The 17,949-nt window shown below is 54.4% G+C and carries 12 protein-coding genes; 10 read left to right on the top strand and 2 right to left on the bottom strand.

The annotated features are described in order from the left end of the window. The first annotated feature begins 637 nt into the window (after positions 1 to 637). The 10 genes from rfbC (at position 638) to QRN38_RS08925 (ending at position 15,096) form a co-directional block, all read left to right on the top strand. Positions 638 to 1,183: a dTDP-4-dehydrorhamnose 3,5-epimerase gene (gene rfbC / locus QRN38_RS08970; RefSeq protein ID WP_007244129.1), complete on the top strand. Its 546-nt coding sequence runs from the start codon at positions 638 to 640 to the stop codon at positions 1,181 to 1,183. After that, positions 1,183 to 2,010, top strand: coding sequence for an ABC transporter permease (locus QRN38_RS08965; RefSeq protein ID WP_007244130.1), 828 nt, complete (start codon positions 1,183 to 1,185; stop codon positions 2,008 to 2,010). The genes rfbC and QRN38_RS08965 overlap by 1 nt, the downstream gene beginning before the upstream one ends. Continuing rightward, on the top strand, positions 2,000 to 3,364 hold the full coding sequence (locus QRN38_RS08960) for an ABC transporter ATP-binding protein (RefSeq protein WP_054090846.1): 1,365 nt from the start codon (positions 2,000 to 2,002) through the stop codon (positions 3,362 to 3,364). The genes QRN38_RS08965 and QRN38_RS08960 overlap by 11 nt, the downstream gene beginning before the upstream one ends. Further along, positions 3,357 to 8,042, top strand: a complete 4,686-nt coding sequence (locus QRN38_RS08955; protein WP_057418873.1) for a glycosyltransferase — start codon at positions 3,357 to 3,359, stop codon at positions 8,040 to 8,042. Before QRN38_RS08960 ends, QRN38_RS08955 begins: the two co-directional genes overlap by 8 nt. Before the next feature lie 63 nt (positions 8,043 to 8,105). After that, positions 8,106 to 9,983 (top strand): glycosyltransferase family 39 protein, encoded by a 1,878-nt coding sequence (locus tag QRN38_RS08950; protein ID WP_057417427.1) that lies wholly within the window; start codon positions 8,106 to 8,108, stop codon positions 9,981 to 9,983. A gap of 14 nt (positions 9,984 to 9,997) precedes the next feature. Then, on the top strand, positions 9,998 to 11,101 hold the full coding sequence (locus QRN38_RS08945; RefSeq protein ID WP_052507205.1) for a DegT/DnrJ/EryC1/StrS family aminotransferase: 1,104 nt from the start codon (positions 9,998 to 10,000) through the stop codon (positions 11,099 to 11,101). Further along, positions 11,098 to 12,048 carry a glycosyltransferase family 2 protein gene (locus tag QRN38_RS08940; RefSeq protein WP_005771391.1) on the top strand — a complete coding sequence of 317 codons (951 nt, stop codon included), beginning with the start codon at positions 11,098 to 11,100 and terminating at the stop codon, positions 12,046 to 12,048. Before QRN38_RS08945 ends, QRN38_RS08940 begins: the two co-directional genes overlap by 4 nt. Beyond that, a complete protein-coding gene (locus QRN38_RS08935) occupies positions 12,035 to 12,985 on the top strand; it encodes a WxcM-like domain-containing protein (RefSeq protein WP_057418872.1) in 951 nt (316 codons plus the stop codon). Before QRN38_RS08940 ends, QRN38_RS08935 begins: the two co-directional genes overlap by 14 nt. Positions 12,986 to 12,992: 7 nt before the next feature. After that, complete coding sequence (locus tag QRN38_RS08930; protein WP_005771389.1) at positions 12,993 to 13,394, top strand: GtrA family protein; 402 nt, start codon at positions 12,993 to 12,995, stop codon at positions 13,392 to 13,394. A 142-nt stretch (positions 13,395 to 13,536) separates the two neighbouring features. After that, the gene (locus tag QRN38_RS08925) at positions 13,537 to 15,096 is read left to right on the top strand and encodes a hypothetical protein (RefSeq protein WP_054090842.1); all 1,560 of its coding nucleotides are present in this window, start codon (positions 13,537 to 13,539) and stop codon (positions 15,094 to 15,096) included. Between the two features lie 84 nt (positions 15,097 to 15,180). Here QRN38_RS08925 and QRN38_RS08920 read toward each other — a convergent pair whose 3' ends face one another. Beyond that, positions 15,181 to 16,080, bottom strand: a complete 900-nt coding sequence (locus tag QRN38_RS08920) for a glycosyltransferase family 2 protein (protein ID WP_057417437.1) — start codon at positions 16,078 to 16,080, stop codon at positions 15,181 to 15,183. Positions 16,081 to 16,370: 290 nt separating this feature from the next. Then, positions 16,371 to 17,396, bottom strand: coding sequence for a methyl-accepting chemotaxis protein (locus QRN38_RS28250; RefSeq protein ID WP_371245709.1), 1,026 nt, complete (start codon positions 17,394 to 17,396; stop codon positions 16,371 to 16,373). Positions 17,397 to 17,949 lie beyond the last annotated feature (553 nt).

The raw sequence follows: 17,949 nt of genomic DNA, 5'->3' as shown, positions 1-17,949 counted from the left end.
GCCTGCCGCTAACAAAAAGCCACAAGCCCCTGAAAACAGAGACTTTCATCTCCGCGCTGTCAAGCAGGGGAGTCAGCCTGCTCATGTATCGCCGGATATCGGGCAGCACGCTGCGTTCGCTCAATTTCACCTGTGACCGAATGTTCTACTGCATCGGCATATGTTAATGTGCAGACCTTTGTTTTCGGGATCAGAAGCTCAAGGAAGCAGGCAACCGGCATGCGCGGAACCAGCGTCCAAAAGCGGGGTCACTTATACCGCCCAGCCAAGGACGACAGCACCTGAGGCGCCCCGTGGCAACGAGCTCAAATACCGGATGCGCCTTTATTTTGTAAATTTGTCCAGCAATGAAAACCTCGTGTTACTCATCGTCGGAACCTACGTCGGAAAAACTATAAATACACGATGCATGCCCCGCGCCCCGCAGTAACAACAGACCCACCTTCTTATCCAGCGCAGAGACTTTCCGCCCAGGTGGCTGGTCTATGGCGCGACCGACGCCAATGAGCTGCGGTACCGTAAAACGCCTTTCACCGGCGCTATCAAATTCCATGGCGCAGGCGTCCTCCAAAAGACGCCTACTCCAGCCAGGCCCCCATGAGCGGGTCCTGGTGAGCATTTCGGAGATACGTTACATATGAATGCAACACGCCTCGCCATTCCAGACGTCATCGTATTCGAGCCCAAAACCTTCGGCGACGATCGTGGCTTTTTCTTTGAAAGCTTCAACCAGAAGGCGTTCGAGGAGGTCGTTGGCCGGCCGGTGAAATTTGTTCAGGACAACCACTCTCGCTCGGTGAAAGGGGTGCTGCGCGGCTTGCATTACCAAATTCAACAACCACAGGGCAAGCTTGTCCGGGTGACTGTGGGCGAGGTGTTCGACGTCGCAGTCGACTTGCGTAAAAGCTCACCGACCTTCGGCAAGTGGGTGGGTCTGCATCTCACCGCCGAAAACAAGAAACAGCTCTGGATACCGGAAGGCTTTGCTCACGGCTTCATCGTTTTGTCCGAAAGCGCAGAGTTTCTCTACAAGACGACAGACTACTGGGCGCCGGAACACGAGCGCAGCCTTGCCTGGAATGACGCCACCGTAGGCATTGAATGGCCGTTCAGCGAAACGCCGTCCCTGTCCGCCAAAGACCAAAAGGCCGTCGCATTCGAAGACGCAGAGGTGTTCGCTTAATGAACCCTCACAGAACCCCCTCGGCGGGGCCTATTCGCCTGGTTGCCAGCCTTTGGACCAACCGGTCATTGATCTCGCAAATGACCAAACGGGAAGTCATCGGCCGTTATCGTGGCTCGGTGATGGGCCTGGCCTGGTCATTCTTCAACCCGGTCCTGATGCTGGCGGTTTATACCTTCGTCTTTTCCGAGATTTTCAGCGCACGCTGGGTCGGCGTGGACACCGGCAAAGGCGGGTTCGCGATTCTGCTGTTCGTCGGAATGATCGTGCATGGCCTGTTTGCAGAGTGCGCCAACAGGGCGCCATCGCTGGTGATGAGCAACAGCAACTACGTCAAGAAAGTGGTTTTTCCGCTGGAGATCCTCCCGGTCATCACCTTGGGCTCGGCGCTGTTCCACAGCTGCATCAGCCTGGTCGTGCTGGTAATTGCACAATTGCTGATCACACACACACTGTTCTGGACCGCGCTGCTGTTCCCGCTGATTCTGGTGCCGCTCATTTTAGGCACACTCGGTATCAGCTGGTTTCTCGCATCGCTGGGTGTGTACTTGCGCGATGTCGGCCACGTGATCACCGTGCTGACAACCGTTCTGCTGTTCCTCTCGCCGGTTCTTTACCCCGTGGCCGCACTTCCAGAAGTGTACCGCCCGTGGCTGCAGATGAATCCGCTGACCTACATTATCGAAGAGAGCCGCAGCGTACTGCTGTTCGGCAACCTCCCCCACTGGGACAGTCTGGGTATCGCCATTGCCATTGGCGCGGTGATTGCCGCCATGGGGTTCTGGTTCTTCCAAAAGACACGTAAAGGATTCGCTGATGTCATCTGATCAACCGGTTATCAGCGTACAAAACGTCTCGAAGTGTTTTTACACCTACGACAAACCCCACGACCGTCTGAAACAGGCACTGGTGCCAAGACTCCAGCGCTGGTCGGGTCAGCCGACCACTACCTATGGCAAAGAATTCTGGGCGCTGCGCGACATCAGCTTTGATGTCGGCAAGGGCGAAACAGTCGGTATCGTCGGTCGCAACGGCTCCGGTAAATCTACGTTGCTGCAGATTATTTGCGGCACGTTGAGCCCCACTATCGGTGAGATTCAGACCCGCGGCCGGGTAGCGGCATTGCTCGAGCTGGGCTCAGGCTTCAACCCCGAGTTCACCGGGCGTGAAAACGTTTACCTGAACGCAGCAGTACTGGGGCTGACGCGCGACGAAGTGGACGAACGCTTTGACGCGATTGCCGGGTTTGCCGACATCGGCGAGTTCCTTGATCAACCCGTCAAGTCATACTCGAGCGGCATGGCCGTGCGCCTGGCGTTTGCCGTTCAGGCGCAAGTTGATCCTGAAATTCTCGTTGTTGATGAAGCGCTGTCAGTAGGCGACGCGCGATTCCAGGCCAAGTGTTTCGAGCGCCTGCGACAGCTGAAAGAAAACGGTACCAGTATCCTGCTGGTCACACACTCCAGCGAGCAGGTCGTCACCCACTGCAATCGCGCCATTCTGCTGGAAAAGAGCAGAATCGAAATGATTGGCGAATCGCGCCCGGTCATCAACCGTTACACCGACCTGCTGTTCGGACGCGACAAGAGCCCTATCACCGATAAGAGCCTGGACCTTGCCGAAGCCGAACGCGTAGAGGCAGCTCCCGTCGAAACCGACAAGATTGCGCTGCGCTTCGACGAAGACGTGTACGCCAGCAGGCCTGGCTATAACCCCCATGAATACCGCTGGGGAGACGGGGCCGCAACGCTACTGGACTTCCATATGAGTGCTTCGGGACGTGAGTTTCCCAACAGTGTCGAGTCTGGAGAGGAAATCGTTCTTGACCTGGCGTTGCAGTTCAACAGCACGGTGGTCAACCCGATCATCGGTTTTACGATCAAGACCAAAGAGGGCGTCACCGTTTACGGTACTAACTCGTACATGCAGGATTGCGAAGGCACAGGCCTGATAGGCAACGCTGGCAATCAGGCAAAAGCACGTGTGAAATTCAGAAATGCACTGGCAACCGGTGATTACTTCATTTCCATCGGCATTGCCTCCCGGCAAGGCGAAGAAATCGTGCCCCACGACAGACGCTATGATTCCATACATTTCATCGTAGAACCTACTCCGAAGCTTCTGGGCTTGATAGACCTGGGCGCCTCCATGGAAATTGAACCGGTAATTGTCGATGTTTGAACTTGATAGATACGGCTACAACCTTGATACGGGCACAGGGGTTTGGGTGCGCTCCGACTATCAGGGCATTGCCTACAGCGATGGCGACAACTCTGAAAACGAACTGGCAAAGATTGTCCGTGAAGCCAACGACGTCTCTGTGCTGTCAAGCGAGCTTACGCACCACTGTACGGACTGGCCCAAGCTCTATCACCTGAGTTCAACCCGCGGAAACATCTTCCGCCCGTTCGAGCATCTTCTGGAAGGCAAATCAGTCCTCGAAATCGGTGCTGGGTGCGGCGCGATCAGCCGATACCTGGGCGAGGCCGGAGCTGACGTGTTGTCGCTGGAAGGTAGCCCTCGCCGCGCCGCTATCGCAGCGAGCAGAACCCGTGACCTGGACAACGTCACGGTGCTGGCCGAGCGATTCGACGACCTGAAAGTTGATCAGCAATTCGATGTCGTTACGCTCATCGGCGTACTCGAATACGCCAGCATGTTCAGCAATGACGAAGATCCGGCATTTGGAATGCTGATGCGTGTTCGAAAGCTGCTCAAACCTGACGGCCACCTGTTCATTGCCATCGAAAACCAGCTTGGCCTCAAGTATTTTGCAGGCGCTCCAGAAGATCACGTCGGCGTCGCGATGTATGGTATCGAAGGTCGGTATGCAGACCGCCAGCCAAAAACATTCGGCCGTAAAGGGCTGGAAGTATTGATAGCTCGTGCAGGTTTTGCATCATCAAGCTTTCTGTCGCCTTATCCTGACTACAAGATTCCCAACTCGCTAATCACTGAGAACGGTTTCAGATCCAATAATTTCGACGCGGCCGCATTGGCGTGCCAGAACACTCGAAAAGATCCACAGCTGCCGTCAAATACTACATTTAACCTTGAAAAAGCCTGGCCGGTTGTCATCGAAAATCACCTGGGCATGGACCTTGCCAACTCTTTTCTGGTTGTTGCTTCGTGCCAGCAGTATGAGGCAGTTCCTGCCGACGTTCTGGCCTATCACTACAGCACAGGTCGCAATTCCGAGTACTGTAAGGCGTCGGTTTTCGTAGAGACGCCAGAAGGGATAGAAGTTCAGTATCAGCGCCTTGCTGGCACAGAATCAGAGGAAAATCCGGGAGATCCATTCAGGTTCATACTTCCTGCTGCTCACGGCTACGCAAAAGGCGACCTGCTCAGCTTGCAGTTCCTCGATGCCTCAACCACGCAAAACTGGACGGTTGAGACCTTTACCCCATTCTTGACGACCTATCTGGATAGCCTCAGCTACCTTTTGGCTACCGAAGGACATGCTTGCACGCTTGATAATGTCGATGTCTGCCTGCCAGGTCATTACATCGACGCGGTTGCACAGAACATCATCATCGACACCGAAGGTAAACCGCACCTCATAGATATCGAATGGGAGATGAAGGAAGGCGTCGAGCTTGGGCACCTGCTGATGCGCGGTCTCTTGCTGCTGATCGCCTCCACTATTCCTTTTTACCCAAGCACCACCATGATCAGCCGACGCGACTTCATTATCCAGTTGATCGGCAGTACAGGCCTTGAGGTCACTGAGGAAGAGCTGAATCGCTATGCAGTGCTGGAAGCCATGTTTCAAGAAAGGGTAACCGGTCGTGACGCTGCAAGCTTTCTGAACTGGTCACCGGAAGCAACCCTTCAGAAAATGGGGTCCCTGAAAGACAAGACGCCTAAACTGGCAACACTTTACATCGGCGATTCAGAAGGGAATTTCAAAGAAGAGCGGACGATAAGTCAGTTTGTGCACGACGGGCGCCAGACGCTTGTGTTCACGGTCCCTGCGACGTACCAATGTGCAGCGTTGCGATTTGACCCCACGAACATTCGTCAGTCATTTTCGATTGACGCCATCACCATTTTTGAAGCGAATGTGAGGGTGTGGTCCTGGCGCGACAGCGCAGAGGCACCTTTAAAAGCCGCTGGCACCACTGCGTTTGTTAATGATGTCAATGACAGCACTATGTTCATGGCGCTGAATGATGATCCCCACATCGTACTTCCGGTTGATCTCAATTCGCTATTAGCGAGGAAGTCGTTCAAAATACAGGTCACGTTTACTTTATTCACGGAAGGCCAAGTCGCTGAACGACTCCTTCAACAGGAAGAGGAGCTCAAGCTAGCGCTTGAGTCTATATCGGATTTGAATCTTAAAGATCGCTCAGCTTTAGAGGCTGTTGAAGTGGCTAATCTCGCCGTAGAGGAAAGTCATCGCCTGGCGTTGGAAGAGCTTGAAGCTGAAAATCTGGCCGTGCAGGACAAACACCGACAGGCCCTTGAAAAGCTGGAAGCCGAACACTTGGCCTCTCAGGAAAACCACCGATCTGTTCTAGAACAGTTTGAGGCGGTACACCTCGCTTCTCAGGAAAGCTATCGACTCGCCCTGGAAGAACGTGAAGCAGCAAACCTGGCGGCTCAAGAAAGCCATCGACTTGCTCTGCAAGAGCGTGAAGCCGCAAATCTGGCCATTCAAGAAAGTCACCGAACTGCTACGGAGAGTCTCAAGGCTGAAAACCTTCGGGTACAGGCCGATCACCTTCGGGTATTAGCAGATATTGATGCCGCCACACTAGATGCGCAAGAAAAGCATCGTGCCAAACTGGCAGAGCTTGAGATTGCCATCCTGGCAGCACAGGAAAGTCACCGCTTGGCATTGGTCGACAAAGATACGCATGTTCACAATCTGAACCTGCACATTATTGCAATGGAGTCATCGCACAGCTGGAAAGTAACGGCACCACTGAGAAAAATAACCCGATCATTTTTCCGAGCCAAGCGTGTCGCCTCTTCGCTGCCATTGATCATTCGACGCGGAGGTGGTCTTTCCAGCACCGCCAAAAAAGCTTATCAGGTCTGGCGCCTCAGGGGACTGGCTGGCGTTATTGCACAGGCCCGCTGGGTAAGAGGCGAAGCACAACATGCTTTCGTTGGAAGCGAGCTTCGCGAAGTTCCGGATCGCCACGATTACTCTCGCTGGGTACAGTACTACGACACTCTGGGCGAAGCAGAGATCAGTCGTATCAATGAGCACATGAATCGCTGGATTGAATACCCGCTCATTTCCATCATCATGCCGGTCTATAATCCGCCACTGGATCTTTTGCGTGAAGCCGTGGACAGCGTACGTGCGCAGCTCTACACCAACTGGGAACTGTGTCTCGCTGACGATGCATCGACAAATCCTGCCGTCATCGAGTACCTGAAATCTCTCAAGGCGCAGGACAAGCGCATCAAAGTTGTCTTCCGCGGCAGCAATGGTCATATATCCCAGGCCAGCAACTCTGCGCTGGCGGTAGCCAAAGGCGTGTTCGTTGCCCTGATGGACAACGACGATCTGCTACCCGCTCACGCGCTTTACTGGGTTGCTCGTACAATCCGTGAAAACCCGGATGTGGGCTTGATCTACTCCGATGAGGACAAGATCGATACCGACGGGAACCGTAGTTCACCTTATTTCAAGTCAGACTGGAACGAGTTTCTGTTTCGCTCACAAAATATGGTCTGTCACCTTGGCGCCTATCGCCGTGACCTGGTCAATGAGGTTGGGCAATTCCGGGTAGGATTCGAGGGTGCTCAGGATTACGACCTGGCTTTGCGATGCGTAGAAAAGCTCAGAAGTGATCAGATCGTCCACATTCCACGTGTGCTTTACCACTGGCGCATACACGCTGGCAGCACCGCCATGGCAGGTGATGAGAAACCTTATGCTGCGTTGGCGGGAGTCAAAGCACTTGATGAACACCTGCAGCGTAAAGGCAACGTTGGTACGACAGAGCTGTTACCTACAGGTCAGTATCGTGTGCACTACAACCTGCCGGCAACACTGCCACTGGTTACGCTTGTCATCCCGACCCGGAATGCTCACGCATTAGTAAAACAGTGCATTGACAGCATCCAGAACCTGACTACCTACAAGAACTATGAAATTATTCTGATAGACAACGGTTCGGATGATCCTGAATCGCTGGAGTATTTCGCGAAGATAGATCAGGAAGAAAATATTCGCGTGCTGCGCGACGATGGTCCGTTTAACTACTCTGCGCTCAACAATGGCGCGGTACGTATCGCTAATGGCGAGCTGATCGGCCTCATCAATAACGACATTGAAGTTATCACGCCGGAATGGCTTGGTGAGATGGTCTCGATTGCATTGCAGCCCAGAGTCGGGGCGGTAGGCGCAAGACTCTGGTATCCCGATAACAGGCTGCAACATGGCGGCGTAGTGGTAGGGATCGGTGGTGTTGCAGGCCACGCGCACAAGTACCTTCCAAAAGGCGCTCACGGCTATTTCTGCAGAGCGGAGTTGATTCAGGAGTTTTCGGCAGTAACCGCTGCATGCCTGATCATCAAAAAGTCGATTTTTGACGAAGTCGGAGGCCTGAACGAGGCGGACCTGAAGATTGCTTTCAACGACGTGGATTTCTGCCTGAGAGTTCAGGAGGCAGGCTATCTGAACGTGTGGACGCCGTTCTCCGAACTGTACCACCACGAATCAGCGACGCGCGGCCTCGAAGACACGCCTCAAAAGCAGGAGCGATTCGGGCAAGAGATCCGCTACATCAAAAATCGCTGGCCGAACATTCTGGTGGACTACGCCTACAGTCCTAACCTGACGCTGGATCACGAAGACTTCAGTCTGGCCTGGCCTCCGAGGATTAAAAATTGATCCTCGCACTTCATAAGCGTGCGCTTGGCATAGCGCGAGCATTTGTTGTCTCGAGGGCTGCTTGTGTTTGAATCCAACCACACGGACCACCTGTCAGGCTGGTCCATCACCCGTTACCAACGGGTGCTGGCCGCTACCTACTTTCTTCTGCTGGCCGTCTGGTCAGCAGGGATTGCATTTAACGGAGCCCCTGATGAGTCAACGCATTTCTTTTTCCTGGAATACCTGAAAACGTTCCACTCGCTGCCGGGCGCCACAGAGCCGGCTCAAGCGTTCACTGGAACCATCTCGGGATATACCTGGCAACGTGGCGAGTTCTGGTACCACGGCCTGCCCTTCCCCCATGTCATAGGCGCACTGGCTACGTCTTACGGCTTGGGCTGGATGTTACCTGGCGAACTGGGCTACCTGGCTGCAAGATGTTTTAACTGGATACTGGGCGCAGTGTTTATTTGCGCCTTGTTTCGTATTGCACATCGCGCGGGGATGCCAAAAAAAGCTGCAGCCCTTGCTGCGCTTGTAATAGCCCTTATTCCACAAGTCTCTTTTGTCTTTTCATATTTCAACAGTGACGCATTCGGGCTGATGAGTGTGGCGCTGCTGATCAGTGCGCTTCTAGGCTTTTTGAAAGCACCCAGCAAGCTGGCCGCGCTGTGCCTGGGCGGTGCAATCGGCCTGATGTTGCTGGCAAAACTGTACTTGCTGCCCGCTTTGGTCTTCGTCGTGGTCATGCTTGTCGCACATCACCTTTGGGGTGGCAAAAGCCTGAGACGCCACCTCCCGACGATGGTAATCGTTGCGGCTATCGTTTCCGTGCCCATGCTGCTTATCACCTTCATGAAGTATGGTGAGATATCAGGGATATCCGGTCAGATTGACTTCGTTGCCTTGCACAAGAATAACCCTGCTGCGGGTTTCGGAACCTGTTACATCGGGTGCTCCGGGCATCTTTTCAATATGGAAAATGTCCTTCCGTGGCTCAGCCTGACGCTGACGAGCTATTTCTCAACTACCGGCTGGATGAGCATATTTCTACCGTCGACCTATTATATGGGCGCGGCGCTATTATTCATTTTGCTCGTGACAGCAGCCATGATCCAGACGGCGCGCGTATATTCACGTGATAACAGGCGGATATTTCTACTGAATTATTTGCTGCCACTGGTCATGATATTGGGCCTGTTCCCTTCGATTATCCTGCTCAGCCTGGTTGCATCGCAGAATTCTTTGCCTCAACCGCAGGGTCGGTATCTGTTCGTCACGATTCCGTTTCTGACCTTGCTAATAGCATTTGCCACAATGAGCCACGCTCGCGCCAAAAACTCTGCGTCGTCTGCAAGAGATGTCAGGTCAAGCCGTTTTCACCTGAAATGGCTGGTCGTAGTGGTGGCATGGATGGCGTGGACGAACATGGTTGCCTGGAATGAAAACACGCTAAGTTCGAAAAATATTCAGAAATCCGCCATCGGCAAAACAGTCACAGACGCAGTTCTGGCAAGCGGTGCAGGTAGCAGCTCAAGTACTGGTGCCCTGAGTGCCGCGCAGTTGACGGAACGCTTGTCCATTACCAACGGCGAGTTTTTCATCAAGACTCCGTTCGGACAATCTGCCGCGGCGGGCACCATCGACGAAGTTAGAAAAACGTCTGACGGTTGGCTGCTGAGAGGTTGGAGCGTGCCACCAGCAACTGACGGATCGCCGGAATACGTCATCGCTGTAGAGGCGGGAAAGGTCGTCGGTGCAATCAGGATAGAGATCAAGCGGCCAGACGTCGCCAGCGCGCTGTCTGACAAGACTGTCCTTCGCAGCGGCTATGAAGGCATTATTCCCGCCGTCTCGCCTCCCGACAAATGCGCCCTGAAACTTTATACTGTCACCTCGACCTTCAAAATTTTTACAATGCCTGATGTCTGCGAATTCATCAGCCGTTTGTCTCACTGATCATGGAAATCCCAATGGAAAATATTCCGCTTTTCTCGGCCATCAAAGCTAACGCTGGACTTGATTTCGCCACGCCGCTGAAGGCCGTGCTGGACAGCCACTGGTACGTTTTAGGTAACGAAGTAAAGCTGTTTGAAGAAGAGTTTGCTGCCTATGTAGGCGTACAACATTGCATCAGCGTGGCGAACGGTTCCGACGCACTGGAACTTGCCCTTAAAGGTCTGGGCGTTGTGGTGGGTGATCGTGTGGTCGCCGTGGCAAACGCAGGTTTCTACGGCAGCACTGCTATTCACGCGGTGGGCGCGACTCCTGTGTATGCGGATGTCGACCCAGCAACGTTGACACTGTGCAAAAACTCTCTGGAAGCAGTGATTGCCAAGGAAAAACCGGCAGCCATCATTGTTACGCACCTGTACGGCCAACTGGCTAACATCGAAGAGATCGTTAAGATCGCTTCCGCCGCTGGCATTCCGGTTCTTGAAGATTGCGCGCAATCCCACGGTGCTCGACGCAACGGCAAGCAAGCAGGCAGCTTTGGCACCATCGCTTGCTTTAGCTTCTACCCGACTAAAAACCTGGGTGCTCTCGGTGACGGCGGCGCAGTGGTTACCGGTGATGACGCTCTGGCAGCACGCATTCGGCAGCTTCGCCAGTACGGCTGGGACCAGAAGTACCGCATTGCCATCCCGGGCGGTCGTAACAGCCGGCTCGACGAGATGCAAGCCGCAATCCTGCGCATCAAGTTGCCGCATCTGGACACCTGGAACGAGCAGCGTCGCTCGATCGCCAAACGCTACAATGAAGCGTTTGCCGGGCTGGATATCCAACTGCCTTCCTCGGTGTCGGACGACTACGTTGCACACCTGTATGTGATTCGCGTTAAAGATCGGGCAGCTCTGGCTGCTGCGCTCAAAGAGAAGTCAGTCAGCACTGATATCCATTACCCGATTGCCGACCACAAACAGCCAGCCTATGCAGCCGCGCCGTCTGTAGCTCTGGACGTTACCGAGCGTACATGCGATACCGTCATCTCCCTGCCCTGCTTCCCCGGCTTGAGCGACGACGAAGTTGATCGTGTCATCGAGGCCGTGACCGCGCATTTTTCCAAGGAGATATGATTTTGCTGACGTTGGTCATTCCCGTTTATCGCAATGAGAGCAATCTTCCGGATTTGCTCGTTGCCGTAACGGCGCTGGACAAGCAACTCGGACACGAGCTTGAGGTCGTGTTCGTTGTGGACGGCAGTCCCGATCGCTGTTACGAAATACTCAGGGAACAACTGCCGTCGCAATCGTTCAAGTCCAAGCTGATTCTGCTGTCCAGAAACTTCGGCTCCTTCATGGCTATTCGCACGGGTCTGCAGCATGGAACGGGCGAGCGTTTCGCGGTAATGGCAGCGGACCTTCAGGAACCACCAGAACTGGTTCTGGAAATGAACACGGTCCTGATGCGCGGCGATATCGATGTTGTGGTCGGTGTGCGTGAAGGCCGTCAGGATCCGTGGGCGACACGCACTGCTTCAAAGATTTTCTGGGGCTTTTACCGCCGTTATGTCATCCCTGAAATACCGCCAGGCGGCGTAGACATGTTCGCCTGCAACAAAGCTTTTCGGGATACTCTGCTGACCCTTGAAGAGCGTCACAGCTCTCTCATCGCACAGATATTCTGGATGGGATACCGCCGCGAAGTAGTCACCTACACCCGGCAGGAGCGCGTTCACGGTACATCTGCGTGGACCCTGCGTAAAAAAATCAATTACCTGATGGACAGCGTGTTCTCCTTTACGGACATGCCCATACGGATATTGACCAGAGTCGGCGCGTTCGGCTCGGCGCTTGCTGCGCTGTTTGGTGTGTTTACACTGATTGCCAAACTGGAAGGCAGAATTGAAGTGCCTGGCTACGCGATGATCATGCTGGCCATCACCTTTCTCGGCTGCCTGAACTTGCTGGGATTGGGTATCGTCGGTTCCTATGCGTGGCGCACTTACGAAAACACAAAGAATAGACCCTTGGCCATCCCTATGCGGATCGAGGGATTTGGAGAAACTGATGAGCAGCGGTAAGGATTTTTTCGTTCACAGCCACGCCCTGTGCGAGTCCGAGAATATCGGTAAGGATTCGCGAGTATGGGCGTTCGCTCATATCTTGCCTGGCGCCCGTCTGGGTAGCGAATGCAACGTCTGCGACAACGTATTCATCGAGAACGACGTTATCATTGGCGATCGAGTGACACTGAAGTGCGGCATACAGGTCTGGGATGGCATTACCATTGAGGACGATGTATTCATCGGCCCCAACGCCACCTTTACCAATGACCTGTTCCCGCGCAGCAAGGTCTATCCGCAAACCTTTGCTCGCACCATCATCCGAAAAGGCGCATCTCTGGGCGCCAACTGCACGATCCTGCCGGGTATTACAATCGGGATCAACGCAATGGTGGGCGCAGGGGCTGTGGTGACACGCTCAGTGCCGCCTAACGCGATAGTTGTCGGCAACCCGGCCAAGATCATTGGTTATGTGGACGCCAAGCCTGTCAACGCCAACAGTGAAACGCGAGCAGAACAGAAAGCGCCTGGCGTAACCGCTACCTCCGTCAAGAACGTTACGCTGCACACCATGAATGAAGTGGCTGACATTCGCGGCAGTTTGTCGGCGGGCGAATTCGAGCGCTCAGTGCCCTTCAAGTCCGAGCGTTACTTCCTCGTTTATGACGTTCCGACTGCCGAGACCCGAGGCGAGCATGCTCACCGCATCTGTCACCAGTTTCTGGTAGCGGTAAAGGGCTCGGTTCACGTTGTAGCGGACGACGGCGTTAATCGTGAAGAGTTTATTCTCGACAAACCGAATCAGGGCATACACCTGCCGCCGATGACCTGGGGCATTCAGTATCGGTACTCTCAGGATGCCGTACTGCTGGTGTTCGCTTCGCACTACTATGATGCCGGGGACTACATTCGTAATTACGAAGAGTTTAAGTCCCTGATCGCGAACGCTGAATAACGGCTTAATGATGAATCAGGCTGTCTCAAAATTCTTGAAGCAAGACTTCGCCAGATTCCTGATGTCAGGCGGTTTCAATACCGCCTTGACTTACGGCATCTACCTGGTCTTATTGATGTTTCTGTCTTATAAAATAAGCTACACGATATCTTATGCGACCGGAATTCTATTGGCTTATGTTCTGAATCGGTTCTTTGTATTCAAGAGCCATCAGGGCTTGCGCTCGGTTGTGCTTTTGCCGTTGATCTACGCAATCCAGTATGGCCTGAGCCTTGTCATCCTCTGGTGCTGGGTCGAGAAGCTGCAGTTAGACGAACGATTGGCTCCGCTGGCTGCGATATTCCTGACGCTACCGGTCACGTTTATTCTTTCGAAATTTGCTTTCTCGGCGAAACCTACAACACTGTGACCTGACGGTCGACTTGGTGCGGGATTGATCATCACACCTGCACCACCACTGTGCGCCCCTCTATTGGATCATTGATGCACCTACTCTCAAACTCGTTGAGAAGCAACAGTAGGCTCCATCGTTGTGTCACGCGGAACCAACCATGAATCATGCTACAAATGAGCGAATGGTAAACAACCTCATACTCTTGGCGATAGCGGCTATCTTCGTAACCGGTAATTTTTTGTGGCAAGGCCACGATGGATTTAACCTGTGGGATGAAGGTTATCTGTGGTATGGCGCCCAACAGATAATCAAAGGTGAAATTCCAGTTCGAGATTTCATGGCCTACGACCCTGGCCGATACTATTGGTCCGCCGGTTTCTTTTATCTTGTGGGGGATACGGGAATCATCGCCCTGCGCGCGGCAGTGGCTGCGTTTCAACTAGTAGGCCTTTATGCAGGCCTGTGGACAATCTCCGTCGCACTGAGGCAGCACACCGCAAGATTCGCTTATCTGTGCCTCACAGCGGTCACACTTATGGCCTGGATGTATCCGCGCCACAAGATCATCGACATGTCCACTTCGATGATCATCGTTGCTGGCCTGACTTACCTTTTGCTGAATCCCTCTATTAAACGATACTTTCTTCTCGGCATCGTCGTCGGCCTTGCGGCAGTGTTTGGCCGAAATCATGGTGTTTACGGCGCGGTGGCCAGTTTACTCGCCATGGGCTGGCTGACGATTAAAGCGCCGGAGGTAAACTATCGTTTGAAGGGTATCGCGGTCTGGGCAGCAGGGGTGGTGGTTGGGTATCTTCCTGTATTGGGGATGTGTCTACTCATACCCGGGTATTTTTCTGCATTCATCGACACGATTATTTTCATGCTTGAACAGGGCAATACGAATCTACCGCTCCCCATACCTTGGCCGTGGACGGTTGGTTTTGGTACTGCCGGCTTTATCATCGAAACAAGGTGGTTTCTGATAGGCATCTGTTTTATGGGGCTTATAGCTTTCGGCGCAGGCTCACTTGGGTGGGTGTTCAAAGAGCGATTCCGGGGTAACGCAGTACGTCCCGAACTTGTGGCGGTCGCATGCGCAACACTTCCTTACGCTCACTACGCTTTTGCCCGAGCAGATGTAGGTCATCTCGCTCAAGGAATATACCCCATGCTGTTGGGTATTTTCGTGCTCTTGGCCTCCTGCACATCCCGGTTCTCAAAATGGGCATTGGCAACACTTACCAGCCTCATCAGCCTGTTCATTCTTTCAGCCTGGCAACCAGGAATACTGGCTCGGACTCAGGACGGTTGGGTGCCGGTCAATGTATCCGGCTCCACGCTTTCTATGGACCCCAGCACTGCCGAAGCGGTAAATCTGCTGAGGGACCTGACAGACCGCTACGCTCCAGCGGGCAGAACGGTACTTGTACTGCCTTTCTGGCCCGGAGCCTATCCATTATTGGACAGGCACGCGCCACTCTGGGAGATCTACGCACTGTCGCCTCGTACAGAAGACTTTCAGCGAGCAGAAATAGAGCGGATAAAGAAAGCTGACCCAGGTTTTGCGTTGGTCTTCAACATGGCGATGGACGGACGAGAAGAGCTAAGGTTCTCAAACTCGCATCAATGGGTTGACGAATACATTCGTTCCCATTTCGAGGCAGTCCCAACCTCTCCAAACCCTGCCTATCAGATATATAAAGCCCCTGATCGGTAAAGACAAACTCGTGCTCAGAAAAAGGCCGTACAGTGTACGGCCAGGATCCCAAGGAAGTTTGAGCTCAGGCTCGTTGCCCCGTGCTCAGACCCGCCCCAGACAAACGGCCAACATAAGGCTTAAATTGCCTTGCAGTGTTTGCCTGTAAATACCGGCCTTTCGGAGAGTAGACAGTCTCTTAAAGCCTGTTTGCCGACGGCCGTTATCAAAATCCGTCAACACAGCCCGATTTTCCACAGTAAGCACACGCTCCATGCCCTTCAGAATCGCCACGTTCGCATCATTCCACTCGATGAATCGCCCCGAAAGCATTTTGCGAAACCTTACCAGCCTGTCGCGAGTGCTGGCATTGGCACCAATCAGGTTGCCGCTGTGCTGACGGTAATCGAGACAGGGCTGGGCGTCATAGCACACCTCACCACCACACCCGGTCACCAACAGATAAGTCAACCAGTCATGGGCGATCAGCGGAGAGTGCTCAGGCAACCGGACCAATAATCCACGAGCCGTCTGATTGATCAACATGGTATTGGCGCCCGCCAAGCTTTGAACCAACGCGTTTTTGAAGGACGGCGGTTTGCTGAATAGTGGCGATACCCCAATCACCTTCAAGTCTGCATCGACCAGTCGGGTTCTGGAGCAATAGAGCGCAGGCTTGCTGCTGTCCAGGTGCTCCAGGCGATTGACGCTGCGCTGCAGCTTGTCGCTGAACCACACGTCATCCTGATCGCTGAAAGCAAAATAATCGGCTTCTATTTCAGGACGCTGAACCAGAGAAATGAAGTTTTCCGCGAAACCTTTGCAGGGGCCATTGAAAATGACCAGTCGCTGGTTACCCCAAAGAACCTGATAGTCAGACAAGATCCGTAGCGTGTCATCAGTAGACGCATCGTCGGAAACATAGAGAACCCAGTCGGAAAAGGTCTGGGCGGCAAACGATTCAAGCTGCTCACGAAGGTAAGCCGCCCCGTTGTAGGTGCACATCAAAATGGCAACGTGCGGGCGACCTGAGGGGAGATCGTCAGCCTCCGATGGCCCACAGCCTCGCAGCGGGCTGGCATCGCCCGCTCTGTGTTTTTCGGTAAGCTGTGTTCTCAAGAAACCTTTCACCTGCAAAAGCCGAGCATTTTACGCTTTGTCTCGACTTCCGTCAGTCATCAAATGATTGAAAACGCATCCATCGATCCAACTTCCTCACGTCAAGAGCGCAGAACTGAACAACCTGCGGGACTCAATAACACCATTTTTTGAGTCCCGCTCGGCCATTAGCTCCCTCAGCCCAACCTGAACCGCGCCGTATTGTCATTAAGTGCCCGGCTGCCCTGACTCAACGTGTCCGCTGCCTGATTGACCGCCCGCGCGCCTTCCAGCAAGCGACCGGCAGCCTGATCGACCTGCTGGATATTGCTGCTGACTTCATCGGCGGTCGAGGCCTGCTCTTCGACGGCGGTGGAGATCTGCGCCAGCGTATCGGTGACGCCCTGCACCGCTGTGGCGATTTCGCCGAGACGGATACCCAGCCCGGTCACCGATTGCGCGTCATTGACGGCCTGGCCGCAGGCGGCTTCCATCAGGGTGACCGCCTGGGTCACGGTGGAACGCAGGCTGTCTACGGTGCCGGCAATCTGTGCGGTGGAGGCCTGTGTTCGTTGTGACAGGCTGCGTACTTCGTCAGCAACCACCGCGAACCCACGGCCTTGCTCACCTGCCCGCGCCGCTTCGATGGCCGCATTGAGCGCCAGCAGGTTGGTTTGTTCGGCGATGCCGCGAATGGCGTCCACCACCGATTGAATCTGTTGCCCCTGCTCACTCACCCGACCGAGGGCCGCGGCGGTTTCGGTCAGGCGCTGGTTGAGCTGCTGGATGCTGTCGGTGGTGCGCAGGCTGTCCTGGCTGCTTTGCTCGGCTATTCGACGGGTATGGCGCGCGCTCTCCGATGCCTGCTCACAGCTTCTGGCTACGCCCTGAGACGTCGCCGCCAACTCGGTTGCCGCCGCTGCGATCTGACTGATCTGGTGCTGCTGGTCTTCGACCTCGGTCAGCGTCCCGCTTGATTGAGCATTGAGGGTCAACACGGCATCGCCGACCCGCACCGTCTCCTGATTGACGCCCAGCAGGCTGGTGCGCAGTTGCACAACCGCAACGTTCAGTGCCCTGCTGATGGCGGCAAGCTCGTCGCGCCCCTGCACCGCCACTTCGACACACAGGTTGCCGTCACGCAGCGACTCGGCAAGGGTGGTAATGCCACTGGCGCTGTTGCGAATGGACGATTGCAGGCACGCGAACAGATAAATCGCCATGGCCACCAGAATGCCGAAGATCACCGCCAGCGGGATGAACTCCATGTTGGAGGTTTCATGGTAGTAATCGAGGCGCCCGTTAAGTGCGTCAAGCGACTGCTTGCGCAGGTCCGACGTACTGCCGGTCAGGGTATCGATACTCTTTTCAAACTCTTCCGGCTTGAGCTTGATGCTCCCGCCGAAAACGCCGTCATCAATCACCTTGAGCTCGGCCTCCAGCACTTGTTTTGCGGCAGCGTATTTGTCCGCCCACGGTTGCAACTGTTCGGGAAGCTTGGAGAGCAGCAGGCTTGCCGCCTTGTTCATTTGCTCTTTGGAGTCGTCGATACGGCCACGCAGATCGCGCATTTGCAGACGGCTCTGCAGGCTGAACTGGCCCGACGCCACTGACGTCTGCCCGACACTGGACAAGCGACCGATACGCTCGATCAGGTCTGGCACTTGCTGGGTGGAAAGCTGCATGAGCATGTAGGTTTCAAGCCAGGGGTCGAGAATCAGCCCGCTGTCCATGGCGATCTGTTCGCGCAGTGCCTGGACCAGATTCAACACCGTC

It is taken from the genome of Pseudomonas sp. CFBP2511, from assembly GCF_030209255.1.
Taxonomy (GTDB): domain Bacteria; phylum Pseudomonadota; class Gammaproteobacteria; order Pseudomonadales; family Pseudomonadaceae; genus Aquipseudomonas; species Aquipseudomonas avellanae.
The sequence above is the reverse complement of the archived record's forward strand: the minus strand, read 5'-3'. Positions and strand labels throughout refer to the sequence as shown.

Excerpts from the sequence above, each read along its gene's own strand:
- rfbC (WP_007244129.1), top strand. The coding sequence starts at position 638 with ATGAATGCAACACGCCTCGCCATTCCAGACGTCATCGTATTCGAGCCC.
- QRN38_RS08965 (WP_007244130.1), top strand. The coding sequence starts at position 1,183 with ATGAACCCTCACAGAACCCCCTCGGCGGGGCCTATTCGCCTGGTTGCC.
- QRN38_RS08960 (WP_054090846.1), top strand. The coding sequence starts at position 2,000 with ATGTCATCTGATCAACCGGTTATCAGCGTACAAAACGTCTCGAAGTGT.
- QRN38_RS08955 (WP_057418873.1), top strand. The coding sequence starts at position 3,357 with ATGTTTGAACTTGATAGATACGGCTACAACCTTGATACGGGCACAGGG.
- QRN38_RS08945 (WP_052507205.1), top strand. The coding sequence starts at position 9,998 with ATGGAAAATATTCCGCTTTTCTCGGCCATCAAAGCTAACGCTGGACTT.
- QRN38_RS08940 (WP_005771391.1), top strand. The coding sequence starts at position 11,098 with ATGATTTTGCTGACGTTGGTCATTCCCGTTTATCGCAATGAGAGCAAT.
- QRN38_RS08935 (WP_057418872.1), top strand. The coding sequence starts at position 12,035 with ATGAGCAGCGGTAAGGATTTTTTCGTTCACAGCCACGCCCTGTGCGAG.
- QRN38_RS08930 (WP_005771389.1), top strand. The coding sequence starts at position 12,993 with ATGATGAATCAGGCTGTCTCAAAATTCTTGAAGCAAGACTTCGCCAGA.
- QRN38_RS08925 (WP_054090842.1), top strand. The coding sequence starts at position 13,537 with ATGAATCATGCTACAAATGAGCGAATGGTAAACAACCTCATACTCTTG.
- QRN38_RS08920 (WP_057417437.1), bottom strand. The coding sequence starts at position 16,080 with ATGTGCACCTACAACGGGGCGGCTTACCTTCGTGAGCAGCTTGAATCG.
- QRN38_RS28250 (WP_371245709.1), bottom strand. The coding sequence starts at position 17,396 with ATGGCGATTTATCTGTTCGCGTGCCTGCAATCGTCCATTCGCAACAGC.